This window comes from Bacillus sp. OTU2372 (assembly GCF_038440275.1).
GTDB classification, from domain to species: domain Bacteria; phylum Bacillota; class Bacilli; order Bacillales; family Cytobacillaceae; genus Neobacillus; species Neobacillus bataviensis_B.
The window spans coordinates 86,529-106,954 of the sequence record NZ_JASATK010000006.1; the positions used below are offsets into that span (position 1 = coordinate 86,529).

General features: G+C 38.0%; 15 protein-coding genes. 3 read left to right on the forward strand and 12 right to left on the reverse strand.

Translation table 11 applies throughout. The features are described from left to right. Window positions 1-86 precede the first annotated feature (86 nt). Both AAHB15_RS12375 and AAHB15_RS30190 read left to right on the forward strand, forming a co-directional pair. A complete protein-coding gene (locus AAHB15_RS12375; protein ID WP_335572505.1) occupies window positions 87-1,220 on the forward strand; it encodes a GntR family transcriptional regulator in 1,134 nt (377 codons plus the stop codon). A 110-nt stretch (window positions 1,221-1,330) separates the two neighbouring features. Beyond that, the gene (locus AAHB15_RS30190) at window positions 1,331-1,930 is read left to right on the forward strand and encodes a YesL family protein (RefSeq protein WP_446715863.1); all 600 of its coding nucleotides are present in this window, start codon (window positions 1,331-1,333) and stop codon (window positions 1,928-1,930) included. A gap of 174 nt (window positions 1,931-2,104) precedes the next feature. Here AAHB15_RS30190 and AAHB15_RS12380 read toward each other — a convergent pair whose 3' ends face one another. The 9 genes from AAHB15_RS12380 to arfA form a co-directional block, all read right to left on the reverse strand. Continuing rightward, the gene (locus AAHB15_RS12380) at window positions 2,105-3,385 is read right to left on the reverse strand and encodes a glycoside hydrolase family 27 protein (RefSeq protein WP_342042476.1); all 1,281 of its coding nucleotides are present in this window, start codon (window positions 3,383-3,385) and stop codon (window positions 2,105-2,107) included. Between the two features lie 118 nt (window positions 3,386-3,503). Continuing rightward, a complete protein-coding gene (locus AAHB15_RS12385; RefSeq protein WP_342042477.1) occupies window positions 3,504-4,382 on the reverse strand; it encodes an AraC family transcriptional regulator in 879 nt (292 codons plus the stop codon). Between the two features lie 332 nt (window positions 4,383-4,714). Then, window positions 4,715-6,913, reverse strand: coding sequence for a dihydroxy-acid dehydratase domain-containing protein (locus AAHB15_RS12390; RefSeq protein WP_335572502.1), 2,199 nt, complete (start codon window positions 6,911-6,913; stop codon window positions 4,715-4,717). A 141-nt stretch (window positions 6,914-7,054) separates the two neighbouring features. After that, window positions 7,055-8,521, reverse strand: a complete 1,467-nt coding sequence (gene gucD / locus AAHB15_RS12395; RefSeq protein ID WP_335572501.1) for an alpha-ketoglutaric semialdehyde dehydrogenase GucD — start codon at window positions 8,519-8,521, stop codon at window positions 7,055-7,057. Window positions 8,522-8,555: 34 nt separating this feature from the next. Continuing rightward, a complete protein-coding gene (locus tag AAHB15_RS12400; protein ID WP_335572500.1) occupies window positions 8,556-9,458 on the reverse strand; it encodes a fumarylacetoacetate hydrolase family protein in 903 nt (300 codons plus the stop codon). 87 nt (window positions 9,459-9,545) lie between these two features. Then, window positions 9,546-10,301, reverse strand: coding sequence for an IclR family transcriptional regulator (locus tag AAHB15_RS12405; protein WP_335572499.1), 756 nt, complete (start codon window positions 10,299-10,301; stop codon window positions 9,546-9,548). A 432-nt stretch (window positions 10,302-10,733) separates the two neighbouring features. Next, complete coding sequence (locus tag AAHB15_RS12410) at window positions 10,734-12,245, reverse strand: glycoside hydrolase family 43 protein (RefSeq protein ID WP_335572498.1); 1,512 nt, start codon at window positions 12,243-12,245, stop codon at window positions 10,734-10,736. Between the two features lie 278 nt (window positions 12,246-12,523). Further along, window positions 12,524-13,942 (reverse strand): family 43 glycosylhydrolase, encoded by a 1,419-nt coding sequence (locus AAHB15_RS12415; RefSeq protein ID WP_335572497.1) that lies wholly within the window; start codon window positions 13,940-13,942, stop codon window positions 12,524-12,526. 530 nt (window positions 13,943-14,472) lie between these two features. Then, a complete protein-coding gene (arfA, locus tag AAHB15_RS12420; RefSeq protein ID WP_335572495.1) occupies window positions 14,473-15,981 on the reverse strand; it encodes an arabinosylfuranosidase ArfA in 1,509 nt (502 codons plus the stop codon). 201 nt (window positions 15,982-16,182) lie between these two features. On the opposite strand from arfA, the gene AAHB15_RS12425 reads away from it, so the two are divergent. Beyond that, on the forward strand, window positions 16,183-16,977 hold the full coding sequence (locus tag AAHB15_RS12425) for an AraC family transcriptional regulator (protein ID WP_335572494.1): 795 nt from the start codon (window positions 16,183-16,185) through the stop codon (window positions 16,975-16,977). A gap of 58 nt (window positions 16,978-17,035) precedes the next feature. On the opposite strand, the gene AAHB15_RS12430 is transcribed toward AAHB15_RS12425, so the two are convergent. Genes AAHB15_RS12430 through AAHB15_RS12440 form a run of 3 tightly spaced genes read right to left on the reverse strand, consistent with a single transcriptional unit; the run spans window position 17,036 to window position 20,389 of the window. Beyond that, window positions 17,036-18,550, reverse strand: coding sequence for a glycoside hydrolase family 43 protein (locus AAHB15_RS12430; protein ID WP_335572493.1), 1,515 nt, complete (start codon window positions 18,548-18,550; stop codon window positions 17,036-17,038). A 37-nt stretch (window positions 18,551-18,587) separates the two neighbouring features. After that, the gene (locus tag AAHB15_RS12435) at window positions 18,588-19,475 is read right to left on the reverse strand and encodes a carbohydrate ABC transporter permease (protein ID WP_205176864.1); all 888 of its coding nucleotides are present in this window, start codon (window positions 19,473-19,475) and stop codon (window positions 18,588-18,590) included. A gap of 17 nt (window positions 19,476-19,492) precedes the next feature. After that, complete coding sequence (locus tag AAHB15_RS12440) at window positions 19,493-20,389, reverse strand: carbohydrate ABC transporter permease (RefSeq protein WP_342042478.1); 897 nt, start codon at window positions 20,387-20,389, stop codon at window positions 19,493-19,495. Window positions 20,390-20,426: the final 37 nt, after the last annotated feature.

The window sequence follows — 20,426 nt, forward strand, 5'->3', positions numbered from 1 at the left end:
TAATTATTTTTGTTACGATAATGTTATAAAACTGTTGTACGTATAAGTTGAAGGTTTTTCATACAAGTTGAAAGAAGGTGATACCAATGGCCCAGAAGACGAAATATAATATGGTAAAGGAAAAAATAACAGAATGGATCACAAGTGGGAAGGTACAACCTGGAGAAAAGATTTATTCTGAAAATGAACTGGTTAAAATGTTTGGGGTCAGCAGACATACCGTCCGTCAAGCCGTTGGGGATTTAGTCCATGAAGGATGGCTTTACCGAGAACAAGGAGCAGGTACTTTTTGCTCGAATAAATTGTTACAACCAAATGTGGAATCTGAAATGATTTCTCCTATTAAAAGTTTAAATACAAATGGGAAAAATATTGGCGTTATTACAACATATATTTCTGATTATATTTTTCCGTCTATTATCAAAGGAATTGAATCTTATCTAACAGCACAAGGTTACTCACTAACGTTTGCTTGTACAGATAATGATGTGGAGAAAGAAAAACAATGCCTGCAAACGATGCTGAGCCGAAATATTGATGGTTTAATCGTAGAGCCGACTAGAAGTAGCAATTACAACCCTAACATTCATTACTACTTACAATTAGAACAAAATAATATTCCCTATCTAATGATTAACCAGTTCTATTCTCAGCTGATGCCTCCACACATCATCATGAATGATGAACACGGCGGTTTTATTGCGACTGAACATTTAATCAATCTAGGCCACGAGAAAATAATTGGCCTTTTCAAAACGGATGACCTTCAGGGAGTCAATCGGATGCAAGGGTTTATCCGCGCATTTAGAGAACATAACCTCCCGTTTTTCCCGGATATGGTTATTACCTATACAACAGAAGAAAAGGATAATAATCTAGTGGAGCAATTACAGCAGTTTTTCACGACAGATGATAAGCCAACGGCAATTGTTTGTTATAATGACCAGTTAGCATTGCAGGTTTTATTCATGTTAAGAGGAATTGGCTTAAGCGTTCCTGAGGATGTTTCCATTGTCGGATACGACGACTCTTCCTTGGCGGAAGCTACAGATGTTAAACTAACATCTGTTACGCATCCGAAAATGGATATGGGGATTGAAGCGGCAAAATGGATTGTTTCTGCTGTTGAAAAGCGAGGCAGCATTGAGCACTCAACGATTTATGAACCTGAACTTGTTATTCGGAATTCCACAGCATTACTACAAAAGACACCTAAATAAATGCAAAAAGTTGTTTTTAGTAAGGAGTTTGCTTTTTTTCAACAAATAAGGGTGTCCCCAATTTTGGTGGACACCCTTTTACAAAAAATCATAGGAATTTGGTGAAAATTATGTTGAGGTATGACGGTAAATTCTTTCGCATCCTTGAGGTAGTTACTGCTTTCTTTCAGTTAAATGTTATATGGTTGTTATTATGTATACCTGTAATAACGATTTTCCCTGCAACAGTCGCAATGTATTGCGTTACAAGGCAATGGATATTGCATAAAGATTTTAGTGTTTTTCGGCCATTCTTTCAATATTTTAGGGAGAATTTCAAACAAAGTTTTGGTCTTGGAATTCTATGGATTGTCTTTTGCGGTCTATTTGCTATAGATTTTATGCTATTAAAAAATGTTGGTTCTTTTCAGTATATCTTGTTTCCGGTTTTGTTTTTAATGGGCTTTTTAATTCTCTTCACCTCAATTTTTATCTTTCCAACAATCGCTAATTATAATGTGAACTGGATAAATGCAATCAAAAATTCACTATTCTTTTCCATTAGATATTTGCTGACTACTCTTACAGCAATCCTTTATATTGGATTAATGGCACTTATCCTTTTTAAATGGCCGATAACCTTTTTATTTATTTTTAGTCTTGGTTCCTACAGTATTTACTTTCTATGTCACCGAGTATTTACTAAAATCCACTTGGTTAAATCGTCTTAAATACTTGTATGGACAAGTATAGCAATTTAGATTCAAAAAGATAAAGGTGCCTCCAAAAATATTACTTTTGGAGGCACCTTTTTTAAATTATTGGTTCTGTTAAATTTGGTTGTTGATTTCCGCTCCAATCAACAGAGTATAAAAAACAACAATGTCGTTTAAAAGAGCCTATTTTTAAAATAACTTTATTAATAGGGAGCCGTGCGGTGGCAGCATTTGTTTAATTCCATCTGTAATCTCTCCAAGCTCTTCCTGGTTCCACAAATTTCTAGCTCTTTTTTTTGCGGAAAGCCCCAGTTGTTCTAATGTAACCTCAACTTCAGCTGTTTCATCTGTTGCATTAAACAATGCTGCATAAGTATTATTCTCCTGATCCTTTGCCGTCCAGACGATTTTATTGTCCTTACGGTAAACTAGGCGATTGCTGTGGCTATTCTGATTTAATTCAAGTACTTCCTTATTTGTAAGCAATGAAAGTGTCCATCCATCATTATCCCTTAGCTCTCCGCCAAACATAAGCGGTGAACGGAAAATAGACCAAAGGGTCATCATCGTAACTTGTTCGTCTTTTGTGAATCGGGTCCAGCGGTCTGCACCGCCTCCATCAACGGAACGGATGCCAATATGCCCTAATGGAAGCATGTCACAGTCTGGCCAATGGCCTGCCCCCGTATATTCGTTCCACTTTTCACATCGCTCAAACATGCCATATAAGAGATTCCAGTGATCCCAGAAATCATCCGTCATTCTCCACATATTGGCATTTGCTTTTAGTTCTTCCGCATACTCCAATGGAGCTGGGCCTGGGGACAGGCTAAGCACCATATCTCTCCCACAGTTTTCAATTGCCTTACGAATCAATCTGATTTCATCTAAATGGGTGTCATACAGCCGTGATGCAGCGATATCATCCACTTTTACAAAATCCACACCCCATTCAGCATACATTTGAAACAAGGAATTATAATATTCTTGTGCCCCAACTTTTCCGGCATCTACCCCATACATATCGGTATTCCATGGACAAATCGAATTTGGATGAGCAATATCTCTAGCTCTAGCCTTGGTCCCTAGTATCGGTGTATTAGCATGAACAGCCTGACGCGGAATTCCTCTCATAATATGAATTCCAAATTTTAATCCAAAGTTATGTACATATTCGGCCAACGCTTTAAAACCATTACCATCCGCGGCAGAAGGAAACCGATTGGCAGCTGGGATTAGCCGTGAATATTCATCCATTTCCAGCGGAACAAATGGACGATAAACGGAGGAAATTGCGCCTGGTTCATACCATTGAATATCAACAACGACATATTCCCAACCATATGGTTTTAGAAACTCTGCCATATAATCAGCATTTCCCTTTACTTCCTCTTCCCTTACCGCGGCTCCATAACAATCCCAGCTGTTCCAGCCTAATGGAGGAGTTTTTGCAAATGTGTGATGTCTCATTTTCCCATTCCCTTCCTATTAATTTATTGCTCTTTAAACTAATAATAAGGAATTGCGACAGCTACATCTACGATAATATTTTGCCCTCTATTGTAAAATATTGCTTCGTTTCATCACTTCAATCAAACCTGAGCTCATTTAAGTAAGCCAGATCTTTGCCTAGGCGAAACTCCCCAGGGGAAAAACCAATCCACTCACGGAATACCTTAATGAAGTAACTGCCATTGGAATATCCAATCTTTCTTGCAATCTCTTCTATCGTTAAATTCGTATTACGAAGGAGCTTGACCGCCCTTTCCATCCGGACTTTTGTTAAATATTCCATAGGTGACAGTCCAGTTGTCTTTTTAAAAAGACGGGTAAAATGATATTTGGATAGTTCTACTCTATTTGCCAGTTCTTCAAGACTCTGCAGGGAAACGTAATCCTCCTCTAAAAAACGGACAGCTTGGACTACTTTTTCAGGCCAGATTTCTTTTTCCTTTTTATAGGCTGTACTATACCGGAACAGCTCCATAATAAATTGATAAACAATAGAAGAAGCACGAAAGCCATCGGCTATCTGATTCTTGCTGGCGGCGAAAAAGGTGCTTTTCAAAAAAATAATAGGCGGACTATCCTCTGGAATTTTGGGAACCTTGCCGATTAACTTGATAAGTTCTGTCCATTCTTTTTGTATATTTATAGGTCTTAACAAAATAAAATAAAATTCCCAGTTTTCACTGTTTTCTGGTAAATAATATCGGTGATTACTTGGGATTTCTACCATAAACGCCGATCCTGCATCCACCCGATGAACCTCACCATCTATCTCAATATTTCCAAATCCTGAAATAGTATATTGGAACAAAAGAAGCGGGCCGTCTTTTCGTTTTAAACCATCCCAATCATACGAAGAGTCAGTTATATTCTGATAACCAACAGCAAATAGCTGGTAGAAGGAACTATTTAGAGTATCTAAGAAACGAAAGCCATATACCCCATATTTATTAGACATAAAGAACCCCTTGAAATCAAAATCTTTAGTAATATAAATTCCGATTTTAATATTACCTCTTTTCCACTAAAATTGCTTTTCATACAAAGAAGTAAAAAGTAATGATATGTGATGAGACCTATGATAAAAAAATCAATAAAAGCAGTAATGAAAAAAAATTTTGTTATTTATTTTTATATGATTATAAAAAGATGCACGCATTTTATTTCCTTTTTTAAATGGTCATTCAATTTGAATTGGAAGACAAAGAGACTGTTAAATAAAGTAACAGTCTCACTAATAGAAGTTAATAAAAAACTGATTTTACTGATGATCATTTCAAAGGAAAAAGTTTAATTCTTACTAATAGCTATTTTAGGAGAAAATGGAATGACCGCATCCATCTTAACTGCTAGAGGAACAACTCCTTCAACTGCACTTGTACAACCGACGAGACGGTTAGATGCTGCTATCGTTCTTTGTCTCTTCTTCATCGTTTCTTTCCTTTGTTCTCCAAGTGTACCCCTATCGAACTGGAGGTCCCCTAAGTATGGTTTCATTTCACCATTTGTAAAACTTTCAGCATCCAGTAATTCAATTCGTTTTGAGCGGAAACGTAAGTGTAATAAGTCCCCTTGTTTAAGGAATAACACCCCTCCACCATTATAGGCTTCAGGAGTCATATGGCCAATTGCTGCCCCATAAGTAACTCCAGAATATCGACCATCACTAATAAGAGTAGCTATACGTTTGAGTTGGCGATTTGCATTAATATGCTGCATGGGGTTGAACATCTCGGGCATTCCAAATGCCTCAGGGCCTTGACCAGCGATAATTATGGTAAGCTTCAAACTTTGATCTTTTACCATTCGATTAAATAATTGATGATAAGATAAGGCACCTGCTTCTCCAAAACTTTCTGGATGATTATGTTTCCACATTTGCAGCAAGTGCTCTTGCGAAAATGCTTGCTGGTCTCTTAACTCATCCAATAATTGGTCATTTAATAACTGGTTATTTGCCTCTTCTTCATTTTCAAAATAAAGGACAAACGAAACTTTATCATCAAATTGATCTAATTGATAGGTAGTCATCCCACTAATTTTGACAACAGCACTTTCAAAAAAGTTCCCCCGTAACACATCGACTCCACTGAACTTTCTTAGAGGCTTACTTTGGATGATTGGATTGTTCTTAACCCCATCTGCACTTAGTCCTTCCGTATTACTCAGCCTTTCCTTCCAAGTTTGGCCAGTGACAGTTAAGGCATCCACATCCATCGGAACTCCATTCCGAATTAATTCATAAAAAAGAGTTTCCATTCCCCTAATCTGACCAGAGCAGCACTGCTCTGCTAGTACGAAAATATCCCTGCCTTCTGTAAGGCTGTAATGAAATAAATCTGGTATAGGATAGGATTGATGAATTTTCTCAATATCCCAAAGACTAAAGTCATATCCCGCATAGACCATTGCCCCAACAATGTGCATCATTAAGTTGGTGGAACCGCCGCCAGAGCTATGAATCCGGATGGCATTTGCAATATTAGCACCGACCAACTCACCCACACTGCATTCTGGGCGATTCGCTATCATAAATAAGGATTCAATGGCTGGCTTTAGCTGATCGGAAGTAGGTGGTTCTGTTAACAATTCCAGTTTGGGATGAACTAGCCCAAAACCTGCCATCAAATCTCTTGAACTATTTCCCGTACCATGAAAGGCACAAATTCCCCCTGCTGAGTCACATGTATTAATGGCAAGCCTCTTTTCATAATTCTTATGCTGCTCGTCGGTAATGATCCCTTTTTCAACAGCTCGCGCAAGAACTCCTTGAAATTGTGTATTCGATGTACATTGTAAGATAAAACTTAATGCATCGTTAAGATCATCGGCAATATTCTGTTCACCCATAAATGATGCTCTTTCAGCAATTTCTTTTAATTCTACTTGTAAATCCTGCGGAATTTCCCCTCCCTTTAAAACGTGAGAAGGTGCAAACGTTGCAAATACTGGTGCTTCACCACGGTAGCGCCGGACACGATCCAATAAAGCTAAACCACTTAATACACCTAAAGGCTGCTTATCACAACCTTGGATAACAAATGCCCCATGATAGGAATGCGCTTCCATTTGATTCACGACAATTTCAGCAATGGCATTACGGCTTTGCAGTGAATAGGACATCCCCATATTACTTTGGGCTGTACCGTCACACATTACAGGTGTACTAAAATAAAATGGAATACCGCCTTCTTCCCATATTTTTAATGCTGCCCGGGATACTGTTTCTAAATCTAGTATATGGGCAGGATGGTCGGCGGAACCACCAATGATCGCGATACGAGGTGCATTCTCTTCTAAACGGTTATATATTTCCCCTAATGTCCAATCCGAGTTTGGGCCTTGATAAGAGTCTCCTAAAACCTTTTTGGCCCTATCCAATAGTCCTGCTACTGTAATCGGTTCATTTGCCTTTCCTTGAACATTTTCCCTATAAGGGTTAATTGGATTGTTTATTCTTGGCTTTTTATCATCTACATCTCTGGACATATATAATGCCTCCTGCTCCGTAACAATTTTTTTTAATACACTAGAACCCTTTATCTAACTAACTATAAATTTATAAAAGGAAACCATACGATGTGGATACTCTCCATCTACATACAGTCCCCTTTCATAATCCGTTTGCTATTAAGGCTTAACAAATACCGTTTTAATGGAGGTGTAAAACTCAATTGCAGCAGTTCCTTGTTCTCGTGCGCCGGAACTGGATGCTTTCATACCGCCAAATGGTGCTTGTAATTCAACTCCTGCTGTTTCATAATTTACTCGGACAAGCCCTGCCTCACTTGCCTCGATAAATTGAAATGCATTCCCAATGTTTTTCGTGAATATTGATGCACTTAAGCCATATGGAATGTCATTTGCCAATTCGATTGCTTCCTCAATGGTTTTAACTTTTATTAAGGCTAACACCGGACCAAAAATTTCTTCTTGACCAATGGTCATGTCTGATTTAACATCATCAAAAATGGTCGGCTCTACAAAATACCCATCCTGCAATTCAATTTCTGAAGGCCTGTTACCCCCAACTAGAACGGTTGCGCCTTCTTCTTTTCCTTTTTCAATATAGGAAAGTACAGTGTTTAACTGTGATTCATTCACACATGGTCCCATCCAGGTCCCTTCCTCAAGGCCATCGCCAACCTTTAATTCTCTTGTTCTATCAACTAATCTTTTTTTGAATTCTTCATATATTCCTTCTTGTACAATGACTCGGCTAGTTGCGGTACATTTTTGACCCGTGGATCTTAGTCCCCCGCTTATAGTCGCTTCCACTGCCTCCTCAAGGTCGGCATCATCTGCAATGATAATTGGATTTTTCCCGCCCATTTCCAATTGATATTTTGCGCCCCGTTCAATTGCCCCAAATGCCACTCTTTTACCGGTAGAATTGGAACCTGTAAAGGAGATTCCGTTTATTTGAGGATGATCAATGATGCGCTGTCCAACTACTGAACCTTTCCCCGTCACCATATTGACTACCCCTGCAGGCAAGCCGGCTTGCTCCATACATTCGATTACTTTAGCACAAGTGACGGAAGCCTCCTGTGCAGGCTTAATCACAACTGTATTTCCATAAATTAAAGCCGGTGCCATTTTCCACAAGGGAATCGCAACTGGAAAATTCCATGGTGTAATAATTCCCACAACACCTAAGGGAACACGAGTTGTATACATTAACGCCTTGCTATCAGATGCTGGAATGACATCACCGGTTTTCCGTAACCCTTCCCCAGCATAATACCTTAGAATAGCTATACCACGTAAAGTTTCCCCCTTTGCTTCTGGAAAGGTTTTTCCCATTTCTCTTGTAAGTGTTTCAGCAATTTCATCCAGGCGCTTTTCCATGATATCAGCAATTTTAAAAAGTAAGTCTCCTCTTTGTGTACCAGATAGATTCCGCCATGTTGCAGTTGCATTTTGAGCAGCAGCAACAGCTTTATCTACATCACTTGCAGATGAACTTTGATAGTACCCAATTATTTCATTGCGGTGTGCCGGACTATAACTCTTTTCAACCAAATTGGTAGATGCTGGCACCCATTCTCCGCCTATAAAATTCCCATACGTTTTTACTTCAGTTTGAACTGTCATAGCTACCCTTTCCCTTCTTTTCATATCTTTTCAACTAAATTGTTTCAACTAGTTTTACTGCTTGTTTTTTTACCGGATTAACCAATGTACCTATACCCGGAATTTCTATTTCAATAAGATCACCGTCTTGTAAAGTATAATTTTCTGGGGGAACAATGCTTGTTCCTGTTAAAAGTACAGTCCCATTAAACACAATATTATCTTTTACTAGATAGGAGCATAGTTCTTCATATGTTCTTCGCAAGTCACGGGTATTGGCCGTTTCTTCAAATACTTTTTCCTGATTCCGATAGATACGACAGGTAATCTGGAAGCTATAATAATCTTCAACTGTTTCTGCCAAACGAATAGCAGGACCAATCGAACATGAATTTTTCCATATTTTAGCTTGAGGTAAGTAGAGTGGATTTTCTCCCTCAATATCCCGGCAGCTCAAATCATTTCCAATTGTGAACCCAAAAATCTGCCCATTCTCATCTAGGACAAGGGCTAATTCAGGTTCGGGAACCTGCCAGTTTGAATCAGTTCTTAAACAGAGGGAATCGCCCGTTCCTCTTGTTCTATCTTTAGTAGATTTAAAGAAAATCTCTGGCCTTTTTGCCTCATAAACTTTATCATAGATGGTTGGCTCGATATGTTTCCCACCGGTAGCTTCATAGTTCCTTTCTTCCCTGCTTCTTAGATAAGTGACCCCAGCAGCCCAAACCTCTTGTGCTTCAATTGGTACGAGTAATTTAAGCTGTTCTAACTCTTCCTTCTTAGGCAAAGTATCTTGGATAGCTTGCTGAATGATTTCAACCATCGATACTTTTCTTTGTTGTGCTTCCTGCCTTAGTTCAAGGATGTTTTCAAATGGCAATTCGTAAAGTAAATTCTCATCCGTAATAGCAGCTAATCTCGATAAACCGTTTTCTTCCAAGAATCGTATAATACGCATCCAATCACCTCTAATTAGTTTTACATTATAAAACTCAGTTTTATAATGTATTCATATAAAAACTCCATTATTTAAAATAAGGAGTTTTTAAACATAACCCATTTTTTGGGATATTTCTTCGCCAGTTTGGATCATCAATGGTATAATTCGTTCCATTTCCTCATCATTTAACCGAGGAGTAGGCATCGAAACACTAAAAGCAGCTATAGCATTGCCTGTATGATTACGAATCGGAAATGCGAGACAGCAAATACCAGGCTCATTCTCTTCTCGATCCATAGCAAATCCATTTATTTTTATTTCAGCCAATTCATTTAAAAAATTAGTTTTATTTGTAATTGTTCTAGGTGTCCTTTGATCAAATACATAGCCATCCATCATTTTATCAATCTCTTCTTGGGAACTTAAAGCGACAAGAAGCTTCCCTACTGCACTGGTATGTATCGGCACCCTCCTTCCAATCCGAGAATATAAAACATTTGCTGAAGTTCCCTCTACTTTATCTATATATAGACCTTCTTTTCCCTCTAAAATGACGAGGTGAAGGGTGTGACCTGTTTTTTTCGATAAATCAAGTAAGTATTTTTTTGCGATGTTCCGAACATCTAAGTTGGTTATGACAAAATTACCTCTTTCAAGTAACTTCATGCCAAGCTTGTATTTTCCACTCTCTCCATCCTGATCAATATAACCATTCTTTTTAAGCGTTTTCAATAATGAATGAACAGTACTTTTATTTAGGTGCATACGCTCACTAATTTCGGTTATTTTTAATTCTGTCGAATGTTCATCAAATAAGTCTAAAATCGTCAGTGCTCTTTCAACTGCTTGAATTATTGGCATTTAAAATCAATCCTTTTTTGTTGGGTTTCTAGACGTAGATTACCACATTTCAAGCTTTGAATCTCTTTAATAATATCTTATTGATAAAAAAGACCATTTATTTTACATTATAAAACTGTGTTTTATAATATGATTTAAATCTAGTTAAAATATTACTCTAATCATAAAAATGAGTCAACATATTTTTTTATAAATATTCTGAATTATCGAGATTGTATTTATGATATCCCCAAGTGTCACATTAACAGTATGACAAGAGTGTAATTGGATTCAATGAGTAATCATAATCACAATCACCATGTAGGACATAAAAAATTATAAGGTATATCCGAATCCCAAAATGGTAAAACATTTGTCTTCATTAAATGAAGTTAAATAGGTTTCATAACGCAATTAATCACTATTTTTCTACGCTAGATCCCAACGAGTAGTTCAACGGCCTCTTTGATAATGGAAATAAGCAATATCTACATATCCGCCAATTTGCACAGCAGCATAATTAAATAAGCCAATCCGGTAACCCATGAAATGATCTAATGTATACTTCATGTTTAATGGGCGGCCAATTTTACTCCAGTTATCCCCGTCTTCAGAATAGAAAAATTCCGCTAGATCCACACTATCCTCAAAATTAAACTCAATTTTCAAATAAATCTGATTGCTAGAAAATGGAGTTTTTTCAACTACTTCTTCACTGCCATCACCACGATTTACACACATTGAGACGTATTTGTCTCCGTTTACTTCTGCCTTAATCCCAACAGTCCCAAAGTTATTCTGGAGAGCGACCAATCCTGCATAGTCACCAGGCTTCATGTTTGAAATATCCATCATTGTTATTCCTGCACAGTCGGGTCCTTCCGTTCTTTGTGTCAATGTATTACGTGCATACAAAATGCTGTTAGTTAAATAGCCGGTTTCCAAACGCAGATAGCCTGGCCGTTTCGTGAATGACCATAGCTCATTATCCGGATTATGATTCCACTGCCAATTCAATGCCAATTTATTTTCTGTATAGTCAAACTCATCACTGATCACCAACGGCTTCTTAGAAGAAACAGGCAAGTTTAATTCCAATTCTTTTGGCGCCTTACCGTCAATTCCCACCATGGGCCATCCGTCCTTCCAAGTGACAGGCAGTATATAGGGAATTCTGCCAACGGCATCATGATCTTGAAACAACATGGCATACCACTCATGTTCCGGCGTATCAAAAATCGCTCCTTGTGCAATTCCATGATTATGGTAATCTATGTCATCATCAAAAATCACTTTACGCTCATACTTACCCAAAAGCTGGCTTGCGCGGTAACATATTTGCCTTCTGCGCTTGTTTCCCACTTTTGGCCATTCGATAAATAATAAATAATATTGCCCGTCTATCTTATACGCGTGGCATCCTTCACATCGCAAACCAATATCTTCTTTATCGGTTACCAGCAATAATTGATGGATGCCTCCCGGTTTTATTGCTGTTGCATCTTCTGTCAATTCTGTTATGTGAATGTCACCATTGCCATAAATCACAAATACCCTTTTTTCATCAAAAAGCAATGCCGGATCGTGATATACTCCTTCAAAAGTTGAACGTGCCCATTGTCCATTTTCTATTTCCTTTGTTTGATAGATATAAAACCTGTTCATATCGTTACTTGAAAAAGAAACATAGAGAGTTTCATTATGATAACGCAAACTTGCAGCCCACGAACCTTTCCCGTAAATTCCTTTTCCATCCTTCAAATTATGGGGGCCATTGTCTTCCAAAATATCAAATACATATCCGATAATCTCCCAATCTACTAAATTCATCGACTTCATAATTGGGCATCCTGGCATAGTATGCATGCTCGTACTTATCATATAATAAACTGTCCCGACTCTTATCACATCAGGATCCGGGACATCTGCCCATATAATGGGATTAGTTAAATTAGTTTTACTCATATACTTCTATAATCCTTCCATTGTATATCTACTTCTAACGGCCTTGGTATTTTTGTTATTATCATCATTCTCAATTACAATAATGGTTTTTAATGCAAATTGACCTTCAAAAAAAGATGATATCATTTTTCTTGCAATGAAACATTTCAGTCTGTATACGGAATTACAATGGAAACATACAAACATGTTATACTAAACTTACAAAAAGAAGCCGCTCATAAATTTAAGCAGCTCGTTAAATAACCTACAGAATGACCAAAAGGTAATGTAAGTAATTTTTATTCCAAAGTAAAAGAAGCGAGACTTGCGTTACCAATCCCCGTATAAGTAAAATACAATGCCTGTATGCCGTCCGGAATGTTGATATCCGCAGAATAATCTGTCCATATGTTTGTAAACACAACCGGTATTTTTCCGAGGGCCGGACCGTTCCATGATGTTTTGACTTCAAAAGACCCTTTGGCATACCCTCGCACCTTGATTTTGACTTTTCGAATTCCGTCGCATTGGAAATATTTAAAACCGGCTGTAGCAGAATCCCTCATATTAGCAATGTATCCGATTTCTTCATCACCATCTTTTCCATCCTGTGTAATTTTCGGAAATCGTCCATCCATCCATGCCCCGAGAGAACCCGAATACAATTCCTCATCCTTATGGAATAGATTGCAAGCCACATAAGCTGGATATTCTCCGCGTCCCACTAGTGGTCCTCCATTGGGCCCGCACGATGTAATCTCTACTTGGGGTATTGTGCCATCCTCCCTAAAATCAATCGGTTCAACACAGCCTTGTCGGCTGTAAACTGTTCCGTTGGTATGCCTGTGGTAAAAGATGTACCATTTCCCATTAATTTCAACAATGCTGCCGTGGTTATTGTGACCATAATACATAGGCTTGTCTGCTGGTTTGTAAGTATCGATATGAAGGTCGGCATTACTTATGATGACTCCCTGGTAGACAAAGCCTTCTGTCGGATGCTTGCTAGTGGCATAGCAAAGCTCATGCATGACTATAGAGGAGTAAATAAAATAATAAGTATCTCCTTTTTTCCTTATGGACGGTGCTTCAAAAAACTCATGTCCTTCGTACCCACTGCCTTTGCTGTAGGGTTCACTTGGTGCAATAAAAACTGGTTCTTCCATAATTGTAAGCATATCCGGACCAATTACCGTCGCCATGGCACCTTTTCTTGATTTGTCACCTGCTGCACAAAAGCCAGTGTACAAATAGGTTTTGTTTCCTTCGGTCAGGACCCCTGGGTCGAATTGAGGCTGGCCGCCCTCTCTTTCCCCCAAACGTGTTCCATCTGAAAAATGCACATATCCGTAAAATTCGTATTGGCCTGCCGGCGAATCACAGACGGCTACCGACACAACAGGGACTTTGTCAAGCACATAATAGAGATAATACCGACCATCCGTACCTACTGTGACGTCCGGTGCATAAAGACACATTCTGCCATCGGGATTGAGTGGATCATCTGTTTTTTTGTAAATAACGCCTTCATACCGCCAATCCCCTAAATTATCCACAGGGGCCGACCAGCACACATAATCGTTTATGCAAAAGACATGCCCGTTAAAACGATCATGAGAGCCATACACATACACTCGATCATTAAAAACATATGGTTCTCCATCAGGAATATATTCCCATGATGGAAGATACGGATTCAATCCTTGCTTCATCTTCATTCAACTCCTTCTATCTTAAAAAAAAGGTTACTTTAACAGCGAAAGTTTTTTACTTGTAGGTCTGCCCCAAAACATAAGATTTTGAAAGAAATCAGGATTTTGTTTTTGCTTTTTCTTTCTTATCGTTACCATCTAATTCTCCTGATGCATTGGTTCCTTTTGGTGGAAAAGTTGGCGCACTCTTTCAACTTGATGCGAAATTCTCGGTCTGTCCGATAACTGTACAGGTATATTTTTAGAGGTAATATTTAAACGATTTCTCTTGTGAACCACCTCAGAAACAGAACAATCGTAAATTTCGGCAATCATTCGATCCGACCACCCCTGAATCCAGAACAGTTCCATGAGCTGCTTTTGGGAAATCTTACGGAAATTGAATACTTCACCATCTTGTTTACGTTTTTTCAATTCATCATAAAACCATAATGACTTCAGAATGATCACCTTTTTATGGAGAGAATAAAGAAAGATTGCTTTTCCCCATTAAATTCAGATTTAAAGTCTTCCTCTTACTAGAAATCGGTTCAAATTTATCTACGTTTTGCTAACCGGATTACATTCCAGGATAATTTGGGCAATAAAGCTGAGACCAAACCATTTTCAATCGCAGCATTACCATTAGAATGTGGTGATACCGGAGTGCCTTTAGCTGAATTGGTCTGTTTTAATTCATCGTTTTCAAGCACGATATGCTCCACAACCTCATATCCCTCAAAATTACGAATATCGCACTCTAGTTCCAAACCTTCCGTTAAATGGCGGTTGACCGCAAAAATCGTTAACTGTTCATTTTCTTCATTATATACAGCTGCTGATTCTAAATAAGGTACATCGGTAAAATCCTTGCTATCGTATTTTGGACTTGAAATAATCGGATTCAGGGAAACGCCTCGTCCAAATACCGATGCGTGCATATATGGATAGAAAATTGTCTGCTTCCAAGCTGGACCATTTTCCTCCGTCATAATAGGTGCAATCACATTTATCAATTGAGCAAGACAAGCAATTTTTATGCGGTCAGCATGCTTTAATAACGTGATCAGCATACATCCAACCAATAGGGCATCCTCAAAATTATAATGATCTTCCAATTGCGGAGGTGCAATGCTCCAAGGTTCAATTTTCTTATCCGCATCATTACTGTGGTACCAAACATTCCATTCATCAAAAGAAAGATTGATATTCTTCTTTCCTCGTTTTTTCGCTTTAATGTAGTCAGCTATGGATATGACTGAACGGATAAAGTCATCCATTTCGAGGGTCATTGCCAAATAGTTGGAGATGTCATTATCACGATTGCCGTAATATTGATGCAGCGAAATAAATTCAACATGATCATAGGTATGATCCAAAACAGTTGCTTCCCAATCTGCAAACGTTGGCATGCCTCTGCCGGAGCTCCCGCAGGCAACAAGTTCAATGGTTGGGTCAACCCACTTCATGACCTTGGCTGCTTCCAAAGCAATTCTCCCATATTCTTCTGCCGTTTTATGGCCGATTTGCCAAGGACCATCCATTTCATTTCCCAAACACCATGTTTTTATTTTATGCGGCTCTTTAAACCCGTGAGAAACCCGTAAGTCACTATAATAAGAACCGCCCTGATGGTTGCAATATTCTACAAGGTTTCTTGCAGCATCAATCCCGCGTGTTCCCAAGTTAACTGCCATGTTTACTTCAGCATTCACCGATTTTGCCCATTTCATGAATTCATTTGTACCAAATTCATTGGTTTCTGTAGTGCGCCAAGCTAAATCAAGCCTGCGCGGGCGCTTTTCAACCGGTCCTACGCCATCCTCCCAGTTGTAACCGGAAACAAAGTTTCCACCCGGATAACGAACGATAGGGACTTGGAGCTCTTTTACCATTTCCAACACATCTTGGCGGAAACCATTTTCATCTGCTTGGGGATGACCTGGGTCGTAGATCCCGCCGTAAACGGCTCTCCCCAGATGTTCAATAAAAGAACCGTATATACGGTTATCAATCTCAGAAATTTTAAAGTCTTTTTCAAGTACCATTTTTGCCTTCTGGCTCATATTCTTCATCCTCTCAATGATTGTTTTTCTACTGATTTTTATTAATAGTAGTGAAATACATTCATCACTTCTTTTAGTAAATTAATTTCTTGGATTTTTCAGAAAAATGATACATAATATAATTGTTATATTCTATGATTCTATATGGGAACTCTTAGGAGCTAATGCGTTTTATGACAACATGAAGATTAGGAGGGTACTATGACAAATATTTACTATGTAGAAACTGAGGCTACACACACAAATAGTTTTGTTTTTGATATTCCTAAAGGTCATGACTGCTGGCTTCTTGTCGTAACTCACACTCCCGCTCTTTTCTGGGTTAATGGCAAATTAAAGGAATATCCTAAGCATAGTGCCATATTATATCAACCACATCAGAAAATTTACTATAGAGCTTGTGCTGAAAAATATGTAAATGACTGGATACGTTTTGATACAAATGAACCTTTTGTTACCGAAACAGTGCTTCCACGTGGTTTACCTTTTTCAATAGCCGATCCGGAATATTGCCACAAGTTATTTCAATTACTTGTTACAGAACACTCTTTTAATAAAGATTTTAGAGAATCATCAACAGACTATTTGTTAAGAATTCTGTTTAATAAGCTTTTGGAATCTTACTTTCAGACTGAGATTACCCCACAATATTACAACCTTATCAATCTTCGGACAGAAATTTACCATAACCCCGGTAATAATTGGACGGTTTCTAAAATGTCGGAACATTTGCACCTTAGTCCTGGCTATTTGCAGGCACTCTATAAAAATACCTTTGGTATCTCCTGCATGGATGACGTCATTATCAGCCGAATCCGGCTAGCCAAAGAATATTTGACGCATGGTTCCTATACAATTGCTGAAATCGCATTTCGCTGTGGTTATAACAATGTAGAGCACTTTTGCCGACAATTCAAACAAAAGACAGGATATACTCCAGGCAGATTTCGAAACCATGCTGCCAATTCATACAGTGAAAAAGAGTCAATTCTTTGATATAGCAGGAAGAACCATTTGATTGATCCAAGGTATACTTGGATCAATCAGTTCTATACTAATCATTCTTTCCGGTATATTTAAACCAGTCAAAAAAGGCTTTTCCATTTACACAATACACACCAAGGTAAGTACCTGTAAAAGTCATGGTATGCGTTCCCTCAGTGCAAAGGCCAGCAGTCATTCCCTTGCCCAGGTGTTCCCAATCTCCCTCAGGAAATTTATAATCAAAATAATAGTAATCTCTATCGCTTCTGATTCTGAAAATAATCTCCTCTTTGAAGTTAACCTTTTTCCTATCTGTTATAACGTCAATATCATGTACTTTTTTTCTCAGGCAAACGTAATATTCTCCATCTATTTTTGTTAAAAATTCTTCATAATGATAACTATCATTGTAGTAAGCGGTTATGCCGGCTTCAGAGTTTTGTTCATCGGCTTTAAAAGACATGATGACTTCGGCGGTACAGTTAAAATGCTGCTGTCTCTTTCCAATAAATGAAGGAGAATCTTTATCCTCTGAAAGTGTTTTACTTTCTCCGATAATTTTGATTGAGCCCGTTCTTGAAGATAAATCATAGTTTTCCATTTTTGGATTACGGATAAAATTCCAATTTAAATCCAACCTATTGCTCTCAAAATGGTCATGCCAAGTATCACTTGGTGGGAAAATCTCTTCAGGAAGAGGCCCATTCATTTCCATTTCAATATAACCACCATTTCCAATAACTGGCCATCCATCGCTATTCCAAGTGACCGGAGCAAGAAAGGTTTCACGGCCAAGATTATGTAGCATACCTTTTAATGGTCTGACCCCTAGACACACGAGCCACCAATTCCCATTTTGATCTTCTACCATATCAGCATGACCTGTACACTGTATCGGACTGTATGTACGGTCTCTGTGTGAAAGAATGGGATTGTGTGGGCAGCCTTCATAAGGTCCCCACGGAGAACTGCTCCTGAATATGGTCTCCATGTGTCCATATTCAGTCCCACCCTCTGTAATCATCAAATAATACCAATCATTGATTTTATATAAATGTGGTCCCTCCGGATAACGTCCACCGCTGCCTGAACAAATATGTTGAATTGGAGACAATCTTTCTCCAGTCATTGGATCAATAATTGAAAGTGCGATTCCCATTTTCCCTTCTACTGTTGCATTGGAACAGTAATATACCGTTCCATCATCATCAAAAAATAAGGATGGGTCGATTCCTCCCTGGTCTACCCATACAGGTTCCGACCAGGGCCCACTTGGATCCTTTGCGTGTACAATAAAATTACCGCCATGAGATACATTCGTTGTTGTCATGTAATACATGTCATTATGGTATCGGATGGTAGGTGCATAAATTCCTCCCGATGCCCGTGCGTTTAATAGTTCATTCTGTGATCTTCTCGTCAGGCAATACCCAATAAGATTCCAGTTAACTAAATTCCTGCTATGATAGATTGGAACACCTGGATAAAATTCAAAACTTGAATTAACAATATAAAAATCATTGCCCACCCTGCATATGCTCGGATCCGGGTTAAATCCCGGTATGATCGGGTTTTTGTACATCATCTGGAATCACCTTTTCCTTGTAACCAAATATGAATGATTATCCCTTAAGTCCTGACATCGTAATCCCTTGAACAAAGTATCTTTGTCCTATGAAGAAAAGGATGAGTAAGGGAATTACCGTGATTAAGGACACGGCCATAAGCATCTGAACTTGAGAGGAACCATAGGAATTCTGAAAAAACTGCAAACCTAGAGCAAGCGTAAAATGTTCGTCACTATTTAAATAAATCAAAGGTGTCATGAAGTCATTCCAATGAAAAGCAACTGACATAACTGCAACTGACATCATAGCTGGTTTTATTATAGGTAATAGAATCTTATAGTAAATTTGAAATGTATTTGCACCATCGATTTTAGCAGCTTGATCTAGCTCTGCTGGTATGGTCTTAAAAAATTGTCTCAGAAGAAAAATATTAAACGCCCCACCGCCAAAAAATGAGGGTACTATGAGAGGCTTTAATGTATCCAGCCAACCTAGTTTCGAAAATAAGATATAGGTTGGAATTAAAAGAACCTGGTTAGGCAGCATCATTGTTCCAAGCACAATAGTAAAAAGGATGTTACTGTAGCGTGATTTAAACCTTGCAAAGCCATATGCAACTAAAGATGCTGAGAATACTGCACCTAAAGTTGCTAAAACAGTTACTATAATGGTATTCCATGTGTACCTTGTAAAATCGGCATACTGCCATCCCTGAATAAAATTATCCAATGTAAATGTTTTTGGTATTAATTTCGGAGGTATTGTGTACGCCTCAGAAGGTACTTTAAAAGCAGTAGAAATCATCCATAAAAATGGGAATATAAACACTAATGCCAATAAGCTCAATATAATATAACTTATAATAAGATTAATCGTTTCAACTTTTCTTTTATTCTTATAATGATTCAATGTCGTTTCTTTTATCGCCACATTTGCCTGCATTTTTCCGCCTCCAAAAATTAATTCTCGTAATATACCCAGTATTTAGAAGTACGGTTTACAATTAAAGTTATAATCAGGATTACAATAAATAAGATCCACGCTAATGTTGAAGCATACCCCATCTCACCATATTTGAATGCACTGTTATATATATGCATCATATAGGTATAGGTAGCATAGTTAGGGCCTCCTTCTGTTAAAACAAAAGGCTGCATAAACACTTGAAATCCACCTATTATTCCCATTACTAGATTAAAAAATAATGTTGGTGTTGACAGAGGAAGGGTAATATGCGTAATCATTATAAGGCGATTCGCACCATCTATTGAAGCACTTTCATATAATTGTTCCGGTATATCCTGTAACCCAGCAAGTGTTATGATAATAGAGTTGCCAATCGTCCATAACCCCATAATGATAATCGCAGGCATCGCCCATTTACCATCACTAAGCCAGTTCGGACCGGTTATCCCAAAAAATGAAAGAACATAGTTTATAAGACCGAATTGTGCGTTAAAAATCCATCCCCACAATAATGTAACAGCAACACCTGCAGTTATATACGGTATATAAAAAGTGGTTCTGAATATTCCCATTCCCTTTATTTTTTTGTGATTTAGTAAGAGTGCAACCAAAAAGGAAAGTATTAAACTTAATGGGACAGAAACGATTACATAATATAAAGTATTCAATAGAGATTTATAGAATAGAGGATCTTGAGTAAAAGCCTTTTTTATATTGGACAAGCCTACAAATTCACCCGTACCAGTCATATCTGCATTTGTAAAAATCAATATAATGGAATAAACTGCTGGATATAATGTAAAAATTAAAAAACCCAAAATAAATGGTGATGTATATAAGTAAAATAGCCTAGCTTCCCTTTTTTCACTACTAGTATTCTTCTTTTTCATTTTTTCACCCCTCAAGAGACGAATTTATAAGGGAGGA